Here is a 17,179-nt window from a genome sequence, read left to right on the forward strand (position 1 = left end):
GGCATTAATTTTCATCGAATTCGGGAAGTTGTCTTTTTGGTCTTGACCAGAGGTCATACACGGCAGGAATCACATAAAGGGTAAGTACCAGTGAAAACAGTGTACCTCCGCATATCACTACTCCCATTCCAATCCTGCTCGTGGAAGCTGCTCCGAGCGATAACGCAATAGGCAAAGCACCCAGTACGATGGTAAGACTCGTCATCAGGATCGGACGCAAACGTGATTCGGCTGCTTTTACGATTGCTTCTGATTTAGCCATTCCTTCTTCTCTTAACTGGTTAGCAAATTCAACGATCAGAATACCATTCTTAGTCACGAGACCGATAAGCATAATGGTACCGATCTGACTAAAAATATTCCAGGACTCACCGAAGAGCCACAAGGAGAACAAAGCTCCTGCAACAGCCATCGGTACGGTGAGAATTATGATCAGCGGATCGATGAAACTTTCGAACTGTGCAGACAGAATCAGAAAGATCAGTAACAATGCCAGTGCAAATGCATAGGAAGTGTTTGAGCTACTTTCCACAAAATCTCTGGATTCGCCTCCCAGATCGGTGGTAAAGGTATCATCGAGCACCTTGGCTTTAATCGCCTCCATAGCATCGATTCCATCACTAATGGTATAACCCGGCGCAAGACTCGCAGAAACGGTAGCTGCCAGATATCGGTTATGGTGGAATAACTGTGGCGGACTACTGTGTTCAGTCACATCGACAAGATTGTCCAGCTGTATCAATTGATTCTGATCATTTCTCACAAAGATCGTCGTCAGGTCGATAGGCGCACTACGGTCTTTTTTATCGAATTGACCGATCACCTGATACTGCTTTCCATTCATGAGAAAATACCCGAAACGTTGTCCACTTAAAGAGAGTTGAAGGGTTTGAGCAACATCACGTACCGATACCCCAAGACTTTGTGCCTTTTCACGATTGATGGTAACGTAGAGTTCCGGCTTATCGAACTTCAGGTTCACATCGGTAAAAGCGAACGTAGGATCCTTTTCAACTTCTGCCATGAACAACGGAATCTTTTCCTCCAGTTTCTCGAAGTTCTGAGCCTGAATGATATATTGGATCGGCGGACCTCCCCTTCTGTTAACCGAGATCGTAGGGCGCTCGGAAACACTGCTTTTTGCGCCCACATATGATTTAGCCCAGATTCCGAGTTGGGTCGTGATTTCATGCTGAGAACGCGTACGATCTTTTGGCTCCACCAGGGCTATGTTCGCCCGACCGGAATTCACCGTGGATGAACCGAACCCAGGAGAAGTTAGTACAAGACTCACCTTTTTTTCCGGAATCGAATCATTGATCAACTGAGTGATATCATTCATGTATTTATCCATGTATTCATAGGTGGATCCCTCCGGTGCGGTTACACTCAGTCTAACAAAACTTCTGTCTTCATAAGGAGCGGTTTCCTTAGGCAACACGATATAGAATACCACGATGAACACCACACAGATCGCAAGGATCGGAAAACTTAGCCATTTGCGTTTCATGAATTTGCCCAATGCATTTGCATAGTTCTTGTTCATCGCTACAAAATAAGGCTCAGTAGCCTTGTAGAATTTAGACTGATTCTGTTTTCCCGGTTTAATAAGGTAGGCATTTAGCATTGGAGTAAGTGTCAGCGACACGAATGCAGAGATCAATACCGCTGCTCCCAGAACCACACCGAATTCCCGGAACAAGCGACCTACGAAACCTTCGAGAAAGATCACCGGCAGGAATACTGCAGCCAGGGTAACAGAAATTGAGATTACTGCAAAAAAGATTTCTTTAGAACCTTTGATCGCAGCCTCTATCGGAGAGAACCCTTCTTCTACCTTCTTATAAATATTTTCTGTAACCACGATTCCATCATCCACCACAAGTCCGGTGGCGAGTACAATCGCGAGAAGCGTCAATACATTGATAGAGAATCCGAGTAACCACATGATAAAAAATGTGGCGATGAGAGATACCGGAATATCTAATAGTGGACGTAGCGCCATCGACCAGTCTCTGAAGAATAAAAAGATCACAAGAATTACGAGAACTATGGAAATGAGCAGGGTTTCAGCCACTTCTTCCACCGCTTTTCTAACAAAGACCGTATCATCGATAACGACATTCAGTTTAAAACCTTCAGGAAGATCCTTCTGCAGTTTTTCATATTCTTCATAAAATGCATCAGCAATATCCAGGTAATTCGTTCCCGGCTGCGGCACAACGGCCACAGCTACCATAGGTTGTCCCGAATCACTCATTTTGGTCTCCATGTTCTCTCCTTCCAGATAGGCCTTTCCAACATCACTAAAACGGAGTACACGATCATTATCCGCAGAGATGATCATATTATTAAACTCCTCTTCGGTAGAAAGATTTCCAATGGTCTTAACCGCAAGTTCAGTCGTAACTCCGGTAAGTTTTCCTGAAGGAAGCTCAACGTTCTGTGCCTGAAGAGCATTTCTGATATCTAATACCGTGAGGCCATGGGAAGCCATTTTAACGGGATCGATCCATAAACGCATCGCATATTTTCGGGAACCCCAGATCTGTGTACTACTTACGCCCGGTATCGTCTGAATACGCTGAGAAATTACGTTATCCGCATAATCGGTAAGTTCCAGAATATTCTTGGTATCACTTTGTACCGTCATCGAAAGGATCCTTTCTGCATCGGCATCTGCCTTAGATACTACCGGGGGTGCATCGATGTCTTCCGGTAAACTTCTCACGGCCTGAGAAACTTTATCACGGACATCATTGGCAGCTTCTTCCAGGTTTTTGTCAAGGTTGAATTCAATATTGATCCGGCTTGAGCCCTGAGAACTGGTAGAAGTAATGTTTCGGATACCATCAATGGAGTTAATTGCCTTTTCAAGTGGTTCGGTGATCTGCGATTCAATAATGTCGGCATTTGCTCCGGCATAACTGGTCGACACAGAAACCTGTGCAGGGTCGATGGAAGGAAATTCCCGAACCCCTAAATAGGTAAATCCGATGATCCCGAACAGAATCAACATGATGTTCATCACAATCGCCAATACTGGACGTCGGATGCTGAGGGTAGATAAATTCATGAAGTGCTGGTTTTAGATCATCATTTATTCTTCAATCGAAACGGATACCGGAATTCCGTCTGTCAACGCCATCACTCCGTATGTAAGTATGGTATCTCCTGGTTTTAGCCCGGAAATAACACGCACCATACGATCGGTACGTGTTTCAGTCTGAACTTTGACCTCTTTCGCGATACCGTCTTTGTATACAAAGATGACCTTTCCGTTCTGAATCGGAATCAGAGCCTCTGATGGAACCATCAGAGCATCTTCCACAGTAGAAAGTGGTAGTGCCACATTGACGAACATCCCCGGATAGATTCCGGAATCATCATTATCAACGATCGCTCTTAATTTGAGGGTTCTTGTCTGAATATCCACCTCTGGCTCAATAGCATAGATCTTCGCTTTATGCTGAATTTCTGAATTTGGAGCTCTGAAGGTTACAAAACCTTCGCGATCCATGGTAGCAGCATATTTTTCAGGAATTGAAAAAGTGAGTTTCAATTGTTGGGTATTCACCAATTTGGTGATGGTGGTTGTAGGCGTAACATAGGTTCCTACCGATATATTTCTTAATCCGAGTTTTCCGGAAAAAGGCGCTCTGATCGATGTCTTGGCCAATTGTGCTGATACAAGCTCAGATTCTGCTTTAGCCGACTGATAGTTCGCTTGGGCCAGGTCGTATTCTTCCTGGCTAATGGCATTCTTCTCCAGTAATAATTTAGCTCTTCGCTCATTCTCAGATTCCAGTCGCTCTGCAGTTTTTACCTTTGAATACTGCGCTCTCAGTTCCTGATCATTTATCTTAAGTAGTAACTGTCCTTTTTGAACTTTTGATCCTTCGGTGAAGTTGATACTTTCTACCATTCCGGAAATCTCACTTCTGATCTCAACCTGTTCATTGGCTTCGAGTGTACCGGTCAGTGAAAGATTATCATCAAACGGCTGTGGTTTCAGGATCATCCCTTTCACCCGGACCTCCGATCTTCCTCCTCCGGCAGCAGCTTTTGGACTCTCCGAGGCATTCTTAAATATCCGATACCCCACCAGTGTAAGTACCGCCAGGACAATGAGCAGATAGAATAAGTTTTTAATTTTCATGCATTATTAGTTTTAGGGTTCCGGACCTGAAATCCGGCAGGTTTGCAGTCAGACAAAATCGTTTTACCGAACTGCGGCATGAAAGTGATTAAAAAAATTAAAATTGGTTTAATTTCAATAGATTTTTTAAGCAATTTTTAACAGTCTCAAAATTACGTTTACGACTTTCACAGAAAACAAATCATATTTCTAAACTATTTTTAATGGTTATCCATAAAAGCCTCCAAGAAAAAAACCCGGGGACTAGGTCTCCCGGGTTAAAGAATATAACTGACTATGAACATGTATTATTCCATTCCAATAAGTCTCCATTCACTCAACTGAAAATCTGCACTTCCATTATTTGCGGTGATATTCATCCGATAATAAAGATAAGCGGTAGTGTTGGAGACGTTAAACTCTTTGGTTTGATTACGGCTCTCAAATACCTGATCGACTCTACTATCGAGTGAATCCCAGGTTGTACCATCGTTTGATCCCAGCAGTTCCCAATCCTTTGGATCCCTTCCTTCGGCATCATTACCCGAAGTGAGCGTGTATTTCACGACGATCTTTGCTTCCGCAAGGTCTTGCTGCATCCAGAAATCAGACGTATACCCACCCAGGAACATCTTTGTACCCGTATTGTTATCGATCAAACTGGATGACCCTTCAGCTGCATTCTGTCCGCCGGTATTATCGGCGCTGACGGAGATCGTGGCATTGAGTGTATAATCGACAGGTTCGGGCGCGGTCAGAGTTTCCAGAATATATAAACGCCATTCGCTTAACTGGAAGTTATAATCTCCACCGTTCTCATAGATCTCCAAGCGGTAAAATTTGTAAGCAACCGTATTATCGAAATCAAATTCTTTGGTTTGATTGCGCGCTGAGAAAGTAAATCCAATACGCTCATCCAATAAGTCCCAGGTAAGGGCATCATTCGAACCTTGAAGTCTCCAGGATCTGGGGTCTCTTGCCGGTGCATCATTTCCGGAGATCAGCGTATATTTGTTCACTGCTTCAGCAACTTCCAATTCCTGTTGTAGCCAGAAATCTGATGCTACATTGGGATAATTTCCAGTCAGGAATTTTGAGTTCGGATCATTATCTATTAGTTTTAGAGATCCTTCATTCGCTGTAGGTCCGCCATCATTGTCCTTACTAACGGTAATCGTTGCAGTCTCTGAAAGATCACGGATCTGTGATACCGGATCAAATGGATAGGCCAGGTTAGGATAGGTTACACGAGCCTGTAACAATTGTGCCTGATCGGCATCCGTCCAACCGAATACCTCTTCAGCCATAGGTTGCAGATCCGCTCCGGTTGCACCACTCATAAAGTGAATATATTCCCCAAAATCCATATCCTTGGCATAACTATCTCCATCAGTCGCATAGTTCTGCGAAAGTATATTAAAGAAATTGGCCAACATGGCCTTGCCTCCATAGGTTTCATAAAGAGGCAAATACCACTCACTGAACCAACTTACCCCATTCAGCGTGGTTCCGGCATAGGAAGATTTGACGATTTCAGCTTCAGCTTCCATTTCCAATCCCTCATAGATACTAAAGACAAAGATCTTATTGAATTCGGTTTCCCAAATAACACTGGCGGGCGAACCCTCGAGTCCGTTTGAAGAAAACTCGATAAGATATCCAATCTGTGATATGATCGCCGTCATTTCCTCTTCGGTCATTTCAACCCCGGAGACCGGAAGATCGATCAGACTTCCGTCAACCACGGAAGAAAAATAGGTCAGATAGTTCAACCCGGTAACGGATTCGCCATGATAAATGGCATAGAGAATATCATTACCTATACTCCCATAAGTATCCAATGCTGAATTCCATACATTTTCAGAAAATGTGAATGGCCACTCTATCGATCGGTCAACTTCTGCATCATAATATACCGCAATATTAGATTCATAATATTGTCGGTTAAGAGAATCGGTATGTTCAAACCAGGATTCCGTTAAGCCTCTTGGTGGGGCATCTGCCGGATCGGTATTGATCACTGCCTCTGGAAGACCGTCGATATACATACCCTCATCTGTCTCACAAGCGGTCCATGTGGCAAACATCAAAGCACACAGGATATAGCTGTAAATTTTCATATTTTTCATAAAAGTGAATCTTAAATGTTGGTTAGTTTAATTTATAATGGCTGTATACGATAGTAGGTTTCGCCCTTATATTTTTGGATTACTGCTGTATTCCTGCCAAAGCTCATCCACACTCTTCCCGGTTAAATCATTCCATGAATTTTCAGTGTATGTTTTGGTCCGCATCTGATCATCCAGAATATAGACCAGCTTTTTATTATAATGATCACTTACCCAAACCAGGAATCGCGCAGTAACACGATAACTGTTAGTATAATGCTGACTGGCATTAAAATCGGGCAATGACCATCCGGCTTCTTCGTTATCGACTCCGAACTTATATCTTACGTAATCGGCAACCCCCTCTGAAAGCCAGACTGGTCCACCCTCATTAGGATAAGCCTGAATGATATGCATTACCTCATGGGTGATCAGGTCGATATCGGTTGGCTTCTTCTTTAACCACGCGGCGCTAACCGTTATGGATCCACCGGAACAATAGGCAACGCCCGTATAGGCGGTATCGATCTTTATGGTAATATCCTTTAAGGCACTTGAGTTGAACTTTTTGAGCAATTTGGGATACACCTTGAATACGGTATTTATGAATTTATCTTCTGTTCCCGTTTTCAGATCCGGATCTTCATTGATGAAGGAAATACTGAGGTTTCCTTTGGTATAAGTGCTTTCATGTTGTGCTGTCACTTTATTAAAAAGAACAACGGTAAATAATATAAGACTGATTTTAGATAATTTCATTTTTAAAACTTTTAAGTGAAGTTCCTTCCAATTTAATTTGGAAGGAACCTATATAAACGCGCTAACTCAATTTGGCTTTTTTACCACCCGGGATTCTGGATCAACATCGGATTACTATTGATCTCGTCCTGAGGAATCGGCCATAAATAATGTCTGGGATTGAATACTCTGTTCTCAAAACTTACCACATTGTAGAAATTGCTTTCTGAGGGTGCATTGATATCCAGACCATGCATCGCACCGGAAAAAGCATTCTCTGCAAGTTTCCACCGCCTAACATCAAAGTATCGTACATTTTCAAAGGCCAGTTCAACGCGGCGTTCTTTATGAATGGCCTCCCGCATGGCCGATTGAGATGCCGGTACCGGAAGCCCGGTATCTCCGTAACCCGGGATTCCGGCACGCTCACGGATGCTGTTAAGGTATTCCAGAATTTCAGTATTTCCCGGTGCTGCTTCATTCAAAGCTTCGGCATAATCAAGATAGATCTCCGCCAGTCTGAGCATGGGAATTGCATAACCGGTATTCCACCATACATCCGTAGTGGCATTTTTTCTAACCACGTATCCGGTATTGGAATAATCGTTACCCCCTACTGCTCTTCCGGAATTCCCTCCATACCAGGTTTCTGTCACCACATTACCATAGTTTCTGTTTAGCCATAAACTGTTATTATAGGTGATCCCCACATAGAATCTCGGTTCGCGGTTCACCCATTGGTTATAGGTTTCTCTTTCCTGTATATCATAAGGAGCCTGAAAATCGGAGAAGCCATCAGTATTATAGCCGGATTCAGGATCGTCAATAGATCGGCCGTTTGCCATAAAATAAGCATCCACCATCTCCTGAGTGGCGCTTAGAGCCCCCCCTCCTTTTACTTCACTCGAGTATTGTGCATGAAATGGAGTGACATCATAAAAGAAGTAGCTTTGTCCTCTGGGACGCGCAAAGATGATCTCCTCATTCCAGTCAGTAATCATAACATTTCGGGTAGACAGATACGGACTAAACGTTCCGTTACTATCATTTTCACGGTATAATGAAAAAGTTCCCGGTACGAATTCATCCAAAAAATCTTTAGCAGCATCAGCAGCAGCCTGCCATTTGGAAACATCGACCGATTGACTGATTAGCGATGTGCCATCTGCGTTGACCAATTCGGCAAGGTCACTGTTACCGTTGAATAACGGTGAGGCATTTAACATAAGTACTTTAACTTTGAGTGCCAAAGCAAAGGGTCTGCTCATTTTACCCGCATTCTGACCATCATAAGGAAAATCCGTCAGTTCATCAGCTGCTGTATCGAGTTCGGAAACTACATAAGCCACACATTGATCCATGGTGCTTCGGTTGAGTTCACTAAGGTCGGCATCCGGGGAGATCGGTTCGTCACCCAACAGGATTACCGGACCCCAGCTACGCATTAGATTGTAATAGAAAAATGCCCTCAAAGCACGTGCTTCGGCCTTATACTGTTTCAATTTTTCATCGGTACAGTTCTGACAATTCTCCACATTTTGAATAAAAGTTGAGGCAGAACGAATTCCTCTGTAAAAGCTGGACCATATATTATTCACACTTCCTGAAGTAGGATTCCAGTCACCGATATTCATCGAGTTCGACCAAACACTGGACCAGGTGTAATCTGCCTCATCAGATACTCCGGTCCATGGACCTGCATTGAAATAATCGACATATCGCTGGGCATGTTCATCCGGAACTCTTGAATAGATATTTGCCAGGTACTGCTCAACGGTATTTCGTTGAGAGAATGTTTGGTCAAAGGTCAGACGATCATCAGGAACCTGATCCAGAAAATCATCCTCACAGGAAAATAATAGTACTGACAACAGCAGCACTGCTATATATTTCATAGTTATTGATTTAAACTTTTCTACTTTCATAATCTCAAGTGATTTATTAGTGAGACGGTTCATCATTAAAATCTGAAGCTTACACCCAGGGATCCAACAGAAATATTCGGATACTGTCCCCCGTTACTCGTCAACAGTTCAGGATCCCACAGATCGAAATCACTGATGGTAAAGAGGTTGGTTCCTCTCAGGTAAAATCTTACATTATCCAGTCTCATCTTTTGAGTTACCGATTCCGGTAGTGTATATCCGATCTCCGCGGTTTTTAATCTCAGGAAATTGATATCGCGCAACCACCAGGTACTTTGTTGAGTATTGTTGGTCTGGCCGATCCCTGATGATCCATAGGATAATCTTGGATACATTGCATAAGGGTCATTATTTTCAGGTGTCCATCGATCCTGAGCTACAGTATATAGATTTCCTCTACCCCCGTCACCGATAAAAGGCTGAATACCGATACCGCTCATCATGATATCTGCAGCGCTTTGTCCCTGAAAGAAAAGACTTACATCAAACCCTTTAAGCTGAGCACTGATTCCTAATCCATACGTGAAATAAGGAACATCGCCATCTCCGATCTGTCTTTGATCATAAGCATCTATACGGCCATCTCCATTGAGGTCGGTGTATTTAATATCTCCGGGCATGATCTGTCCGAACTGCTCAGGAATTCCATCTCCGTCTGAAGGGGTGATAAAGCCATCGCCATCAGTATCATCTTCGAGGGTGTACAATCTTTCGGCAACATATCCCCATCTAGCCAGTAAACCACTGCCTTGTCTGTTCAACCATTCATAGGGTTGTTCAGGTACACCATTCTCAATAACCTTATTCTTATTATAAGAGAAGGTTCCTCGGAATTTAAGACTGAAATCCTCATTAAAATATTTGTTGTATTCTAAAGTGCCATCGAAACCTTTGTTCTCGGTTACCCCGAGATTTCCAAAAGGATCACTTACCAGTCCGATATACGCCGGTACATCAGAACGCTGAAGGAATGCCCCTTCCGTACGTTCCTTGAACAGATCGAAGATCAGTCTGAAACTGTTATCAAACATATTCAGTTCGAGTCCAAGATCCTGTTTTCTCGATTCTGCCCAGGTAACATCAACACCTTCATAGGTCTCTGCAATACCACCCACACCATAAACATTCTCTCCGAAATTGTAACCATCCTGTCCGTCTTCCACACGGCTCAGGTAGGCAAAACGGCCGGCACCGGAAGCGGATCCTACCAGACCATCTGAATATCGTATTTTCAGATAGTCAACCACATTAGACAAAGGTTCAAAAAAGGATTCATTGGATACTACCCAACCAACAGCCCAGGAAGGAAAGAAACCGTATCGGTTATCCGGACTGAAATTTTCGGAACCGTTGTATCCGGCATTGACCTCAGCGAAGTATCTATTGTCATAGGAATAGGTCACCCTTCCCGCAAACCCCTGGTTTCTGTAGGGAATCGATCCTGTAAAATCTTCTGCAAAGGCATCGATAAAATCCGATCGGTTAAATAAAAGTAATCCTGTTACGGTATGATCTCCGAAGCTGCGATCGTAGTTTAGGCTGGTTTCCAGGTAAAAACGGCGATTTCCCCCATTATCCGGATCAAATCCTAAATAATTGGATCCTGCAAAGGTTTCGTTCAGAATGATCTCCCCATCTTCCGTATATGGATAATCCTGATTTACAAAATAGGTACTTTCCCTTTTACTTCTTGTGATGAAATGTTCGTTATAGGCATCGAAGGCGAACATAGCGGTAAGACTCAGGCCTTCTGTAAAGAAATCCAGATCCTGAGTCAATCTCAGGTTTGAATATACCTGATTCTTATTTTCATTTCTATACCCTCGCATGGCTACATCTGCATAAGGATTTCGCAGGTCTCCGTTCGAACTGATCCCGGGAACATATCCTCCCGGATATAGTACCGGGTATTCCACCGGAGGAACGAGCATGGCCTGAGAAAAGATGTTATCAACCGACTCTGATGGATAATTTCCTTCCGATACATATCCTTGCACTCCAAGATGCATATGGGTGGTTTCGGTAATATCCAGCGAAAGATTCGAGGTAAAATTGTAGCGTTTATATTTTGTATCCGATTCATAGTTTTCCAAGCCATCGGTTACAAATAATCCGGTCTCATCATAATAAGACAGAGAAACATAGTAAGTAGCCTTCTCAGCGCCACCACTCACGTTCGCCGAAGCAGAACGATTTCTTCCAAAATCATTGAAAACAGTATCAAACCAATCAACATTCGGATAGAGTAATGGATCGTAGTTTGAGGCAGTACGATCGATGGTCTGTTGAGAATATCTAGGCACCTGTCCGCGGGTTGTTAAAGCTTCATTAGCCAACTGCATATACAATACGCCATCGGCTAGATCCGGCATACGAGTAAATTGGGTAACCCCCTCATTGTAATCGATAGAGACTTCAGGTTTTCCGACGATCCCTCTTTTGGTCTCGATCAGGATAACCCCATTTGCTCCTCGTATACCATAGATCGCAGTAGCTGATGCATCTTTTAGAACGGTAAAAGATTTAATATCACGTGGATCGATATTATTCATGGATCGCTGTACCCCGTCTACAAGAATCAAAGGAGAATTATCTCCACTGATATTGCTGATACCGCGAATCCAAATATCTGCACCATCATAACCGGGTAAACCGGAACGCTGAACACCTGTCAGACCGGCTACCCTACCCGCCAATGTTGTGGTTAAATTAGATACCGGTTGCTGGAGTTCGGCAGGCTCAATTGTGGATTGTGCCCCAACGACACTGATTTTCTTCTGAGTACCATACCCCACAAGAACCACTTCATCGAGTTGTTGCTGATCGGTTTCGAGCGTTACATCAATTACTGAATCAGCTCCAACCTGAACTTCAACGGTCTTCATCCCTAAATAAGAAAAGACAAGAACAGCATCGGTAGGTACAGTAATGGAATAATTCCCATCAAAATCGGTTTGAACCCCGTTGGAGGTTCCTTTTTCCATTACCGAAACAGAAGGAATCGCAAGGCCTGTATTATCCTTTACAATACCCGTAATGGTTTTCTGATTTTGAGCGTAGATATTTATGCTGCCGAGGCTAAGCATAAACATCAAAAACAAAAAGGGAATTCCACTTCTTCCAATTCCGGAACGCAGTGAAAAACCAATTTCAATAAAGTTTTCAGGTAACACTTTATGCAAGCGTAAATTGTTTTTCATACATCATTTAGTTTAATTGTTTATTCTTACTAAATCGGTTTAGTTAATCGATTTAGCAAGTAAAAATTTTTAAATGATGAAATCAAGGGTAAAGGTTAACTTTTCTTTAAAATGCAGTTAAAATTGAAATATTATTAAAAATATGTGCTAATCATGAATTTAATTTAATGATTATTTAAAATCGATGAATAAAATTCAACAGTAAAAGGTTCGAATTTTAGATTTTTAGAGAAAATCGTGAGTCTAAATGAAGGTTTTATCTCTAAAAACGTCCTAAAACGGTCAACTAAAACGATTCACTTAACTTTTTTTATGAAATTTCGTTTATTATAGCAGAAACTTTAGAGTCGCTTTACGATCATTTCCAAATCCAAAGCAGTAACATATCCTACTGTCAAATCAGCGAAAATAATCGTGATTAATTTTCAGATAAACGAAAGTTGAAAAAACCGTTGAAAATCAATTCTTAAGAGAGACGTTTATGAGGGTAACTAATCCTATCAGCAGGATTAATGCAAGTGAAATCTGCTTGAAGCGTTCCTGAGGTATATACTTTAAAATGCGTTTTCCCAGATAGGTTCCTACGATCCCGATCACAAATAAAAAGGGAAGATAGGTCCATTCCAACTTCCCGATATAACCATTCCAAAAATAAACAAAGGTCCTTGTGAAATCGATCATAAAATCGATAAAGGCTGAGGTGGCGATAAACACGCTCTTTTCCAGATTAAAAGCTGCCATGGTAAGTCCGCGGATCGCTCCTCCGGTACCGAGAAGACCCGCAGAAAAACCAGAGAGTACTCCTCCGGCAACGGCATTTTTATTATCCGGATCTATGACCAGATTCTTTCTGATCAGGAAGATGAGACTCATGGCAATAAGAAAGACCGCCAGGATGATCTCCAGGATCCTACCTGAAAAGACTTTGGATAAAAAACCTCCAAGGATCACAAAAATTACCGAAGGCACCCCGATGTAAAGCAACAGCCTTTTATCGAGTCCTTCTCTGAAAAGAAAGATCTTACTGAGGTTACTGGATAGATGAAATAGCGCTGTAAGTCCGAGCACGGAATGAAAATCGAAATAGAAATTCCCTATAGGAACAAAGAACACCGAAGAACCAAAACCCCCGATCGTACCGATTACCTCTGCAACCAAAGCCAGTATCAGGAATATATAGTTGATCTTATCCAAAGTATCATCTTTTAGGGTTACTCATTGCCGGAAATATAAGAACTAAGGTACTAAACAAATGAACAGGTTAATATGATAAAAAACAGCAAAAAGCATGATGCTTCATAAACATTCCGATTAAACCCCGAGGCGTTCCCAAACCTCATCTTTAAACGTTTCTCCTACAGGTATTCTTGTTCCGTCATAGAGCACGATCTTTGTCTTCTGTAATGCACGAATACTTCGGATATTGATTATATAGGAGCGATGTACTCTGAGAAATTGATCCTCCGGAAGTTTTTCCATGATATCCTTAAAACTCGAAAGGGTTAGCACCGGTTTATCTCCTGTATCCGTAAAGATCTTTATATAGTCTTTTAACCCCTGAATGTATTGTATGCTAGCGGTTTCGATCTTTATATTCTCATATTCAGACCGTACAAATATAAAAGGATTAAAGCTTGGGGGTGTTACGGGTTTAGGACTGATCTCTTCACTTTGAAGTTCTTTCTGGTGCAAACTTCTGGCTCTGGTAACGGCTTTCAGGAATCGTTGAAATGCGATTGGCTTAATGAGATAATCGGTCGCGTTGAGTTCAAACCCTTCCAGGGCATATTGTGGATAGGCAGTGGTGAAAATGAACTGTGGAATATGTTCAACGATATTCACGAGATCTATTCCTGTGAGATTAGGCATTTCAATATCCAGAAACACCAGATCCACCTTATTTTTTTTCAGAATTGAAATAGCCTCAATAGGATTATGGCACTTCGCGACGATCTCCATATCATCCATATGCTGAAGATAGGATTCAATAACATCTACTGCCAGTGGTTCATCATCGATTATAACACAACGCATCATACAAGAGTTAAGGTTAGATCCACTATAAATTTACCATTTTCTTCCATGACAGTCAGTTCATGTTTTTCCGGATACAACAATTCGAGTCTCTCCCGGGTATTCACCAGTCCGATCCCCCATCGTTCCTGGTTCTTACTGCTATTCCCGATAATATTGACACATTTGAAATAAAGTACGTCCTCTTCGATATTGATCACGATCTTGATTTCTGTATTCCCCATAAAATCGGTTCCATATTTAAAAGCATTCTCAATAAAAGAGATCAATAACAGCGGTCGTATTCGCTGTCTCAGCACATTCCCGTGAATATTGATAGTTACATTTGCATTGTTAGCGATACGTAACCGCTGTAACTTCATGTAATTTCTTATATATTCCAGCTCATCTTTCAGGAGAACATAATCATTATCGTTCTTATCCAGCATATACCGCATCAACTCAGAAAGTGTGATGACGGCCTCCGGTGCGTCCGGAGATCGTTTTGATGTCAATGAATAGATGCTATTCAGGGAATTGAACAGAAAATGAGGATTTAACTGATGCTTTAAATAATGTAGTTCCGCTGTTTTGTTCTTATTCTCGATCTCCTGTTTCTTCAATTCGTTTCTGTTCCACTCTTCATATATTCTCACCGAGGTTCCGATTACTATGAAAACCAGGTTAAAGAATAAGGGAAACATGATATCAAAACCGATGAATTTTTTAGGACCGCCGGGTTCTTCAAATCGTGGCATCATCTCCCTCATATTCGGTGGAACCGCATCAGGTGGAATAGCATCCTGTGAAAAGTTTTCCGACATTTCCTGTCGAAATCTGTGCGGCATATCATTGAAAGGCGTCAGTTTATCCACTAAAATAGCTGCAGTTATCACCAATAAAACGGCCAGAAAATATTTGCCTGCCTTCTTCTGTAATAAAAATTTAGGCACCAATACGGCATAATTCAGGTAAAATATACCTATAGCAAGCGTTAGTACTGTGATAAGTCTTACCGGGAAGACTCCCCTGTCGAAATAGCTCTGAAGAAGGAACATCGTGATTACTGCGATCCAAATCCAGAGATGAATGAAGATTTTCTTCCTGATGGTAAATTTTCTGATCATAGCACAAAGATCATTAAAAGTTGTAGAAAAATTAATTTAAAAAGCAAACCTGCCTGACGAAGCATAACAGGTTTGCGACTGACTATGAAAAAGTAGTTAGGTTTAGTATATACTGGTAAGATTGCTACTTGTTGTAAAAGTGTGATATAAGGTACCCGGGGTATAGTTTCCATCCAGATATAATCCATTTTCTATGGTACCGTCTCCGCTACCCCCCAAAATCAAATTGTAAGCGTCACCTGTTGTAAAGTCAGGCGATGAAAAAACGATGGATTGAATGGTCTTTGCCGGTGCATAGGTAAATATATCGGTTCCTTCTGTCGATTCCAGATGCAGGATAGTTCCGGCATCGATATTCTGATCAAACCTTACTGCTAAAACAGGCTGCGTTGAATCATTACCAGGGGTTTGCATCATACCTGAACTGCCCACCGCCAGCAGGTATCCTCCTGTTAACGTAAATGACCGATCATAGTCCAAAGCCCCATTATTGCGATTCACCGGACCATCAACAATGACAGCTCCTCCTGACATGGTAATGGAACCATTTACATCAATTCCGTCACCGGATGCATTTACATAGATATTTCCGCCAGTAATATCGAGGGTATAAACCGAACCAGTCTCATCTCCTGCACCATTGATTCCGTCATCACTCGAATTAAGAACAATCTTACCTCCTGAAATCGTTATATATGCACCTTCAATTCCTTCTACAGATTCTGTAATTGTGATATCTCCGTTGAAAATATCCAGAATACCATCAGCATGAATCGCATCATCTCCGGATGCCAGGATGAAGGTACCGCCATTTATTGCAATGGAAGCATTTGAATGTACCGCATCGTCGGCAGCATTCACCGTAACTACCGCATCATTGTTGATGATAATGGTTGATCCGGCCTTGACTCCATTCGCGGAATCATCATCGCTGATCACCGAAGTACTCCCTCCTCCGGAGGTGAGCGTAAGATCACCCCCATTGATCATAACCGCCGTTTCTGCCTGAATAGCATCCGCTTCAGCAGTGATAATGAATGTTCCTTCATCGATCTGTATATATCCCAGATCTGCATCTTCATCATTATTTGATTTCAATCCATCTCCGGCTGAATCCACAGTTACATTCCCTGAATACACTATGAGGTAATCTTTTCCCTGAATCCCGTCATCTACCGAAGAAACTGTAATAGTTGTTTCCTTTAAAATCAAACCATCTTTACTCTTTATCCCTTCATTATAATTTCCGGTAACGATCAGCTCTCCTCCACCGAAGATCGTCAGATCATCTTTACTGAAAAGCGCTGCATCCGGTTCGTCATCATCATCTTCAAAAATATAAGTTCCAGCATCTGTCAGTCGATTTTCGGTACCTTCAACTACCTGAATTACCGTTTTAGCCGCACTCATGATCGCAAAGGGTGAATTCGTAGCATTGGAAATATCGATTCCATTAAAAAGAATTTTGATCGTATCCTCAGCATCCGCATCTACCAGGATTTGTCCATCTTCCAGCGTACCTGTAATTCTGTAGGTTCCGGCAGCGGTAATTACAGCTTTAGTTCCGCTAATAGTCACAGAAGCATCGGAGGCGCTTATGGAATTCCCATTGAGTGTAATCTCGATGATCGCTGATTCATCGATCACATAATCATTGTTTTCTTCATGAGTATCCCCACCTTCTGTATACTCGTAACTGATATCTTCACTGGAAGCCGCCTCATTAAAAGTGGTTGCAGAAATGATTCTGGCTGTCCCATCAATTCCTTCAGCATCCTCTTCAACCCCTGAAGAATCACTGCTACATCCGATAAAATAGAATGATAAAACAGTACTTAAACAGATAAAAAAGATTTTAGATCTCATATTTCATTTTATTTACCGATTCTCAGAATCATTTGGCTAAAATTATAGTGATCCGTTCATGAGA

The 17,179-nt window shown here is 42.1% G+C and carries 10 protein-coding genes; all 10 read right to left on the reverse strand.

What is annotated here, in order from left to right:
- Positions 1 to 4: 4 nt before the first annotated feature.
- On the reverse strand, positions 5 to 3,076 hold the full coding sequence (locus DMZ48_RS17620; protein WP_143956492.1) for an efflux RND transporter permease subunit: 3,072 nt from the start codon (positions 3,074 to 3,076) through the stop codon (positions 5 to 7).
- 24 nt (positions 3,077 to 3,100) lie between these two features.
- Positions 3,101 to 4,159 carry an efflux RND transporter periplasmic adaptor subunit gene (locus DMZ48_RS17625; protein ID WP_143956493.1) on the reverse strand — a complete coding sequence of 353 codons (1,059 nt, stop codon included), beginning with the start codon at positions 4,157 to 4,159 and terminating at the stop codon, positions 3,101 to 3,103.
- A 287-nt stretch (positions 4,160 to 4,446) separates the two neighbouring features.
- Positions 4,447 to 6,258 (reverse strand): discoidin domain-containing protein, encoded by a 1,812-nt coding sequence (locus DMZ48_RS17630; protein ID WP_162558755.1) that lies wholly within the window; start codon positions 6,256 to 6,258, stop codon positions 4,447 to 4,449.
- A 75-nt stretch (positions 6,259 to 6,333) separates the two neighbouring features.
- Positions 6,334 to 7,005, reverse strand: a complete 672-nt coding sequence (locus tag DMZ48_RS17635; protein ID WP_143956495.1) for a basic secretory protein-like protein — start codon at positions 7,003 to 7,005, stop codon at positions 6,334 to 6,336.
- 80 nt (positions 7,006 to 7,085) lie between these two features.
- Positions 7,086 to 8,879 (reverse strand): RagB/SusD family nutrient uptake outer membrane protein, encoded by a 1,794-nt coding sequence (locus DMZ48_RS17640; protein WP_143956496.1) that lies wholly within the window; start codon positions 8,877 to 8,879, stop codon positions 7,086 to 7,088.
- Between the two features lie 65 nt (positions 8,880 to 8,944).
- Positions 8,945 to 12,109 (reverse strand): SusC/RagA family TonB-linked outer membrane protein, encoded by a 3,165-nt coding sequence (locus DMZ48_RS17645; protein ID WP_143956497.1) that lies wholly within the window; start codon positions 12,107 to 12,109, stop codon positions 8,945 to 8,947.
- A gap of 459 nt (positions 12,110 to 12,568) precedes the next feature.
- Positions 12,569 to 13,303, reverse strand: coding sequence for a sulfite exporter TauE/SafE family protein (locus DMZ48_RS17650; protein WP_199288022.1), 735 nt, complete (start codon positions 13,301 to 13,303; stop codon positions 12,569 to 12,571).
- Positions 13,304 to 13,420: 117 nt separating this feature from the next.
- Positions 13,421 to 14,146 carry a LytR/AlgR family response regulator transcription factor gene (locus DMZ48_RS17655; protein WP_242009249.1) on the reverse strand — a complete coding sequence of 242 codons (726 nt, stop codon included), beginning with the start codon at positions 14,144 to 14,146 and terminating at the stop codon, positions 13,421 to 13,423.
- Positions 14,143 to 15,249, reverse strand: coding sequence for a sensor histidine kinase (locus tag DMZ48_RS17660; protein WP_143956498.1), 1,107 nt, complete (start codon positions 15,247 to 15,249; stop codon positions 14,143 to 14,145). Before DMZ48_RS17660 ends, DMZ48_RS17655 begins: the two co-directional genes overlap by 4 nt.
- A 102-nt stretch (positions 15,250 to 15,351) precedes the next feature.
- Positions 15,352 to 17,115 carry a carbohydrate-binding domain-containing protein gene (locus DMZ48_RS17665; protein ID WP_143956499.1) on the reverse strand — a complete coding sequence of 588 codons (1,764 nt, stop codon included), beginning with the start codon at positions 17,113 to 17,115 and terminating at the stop codon, positions 15,352 to 15,354.
- Positions 17,116 to 17,179: the final 64 nt, after the last annotated feature.

This window comes from Robertkochia solimangrovi (assembly GCF_007279655.1).
Lineage (GTDB): Bacteria > Bacteroidota > Bacteroidia > Flavobacteriales > Flavobacteriaceae > Robertkochia > Robertkochia solimangrovi.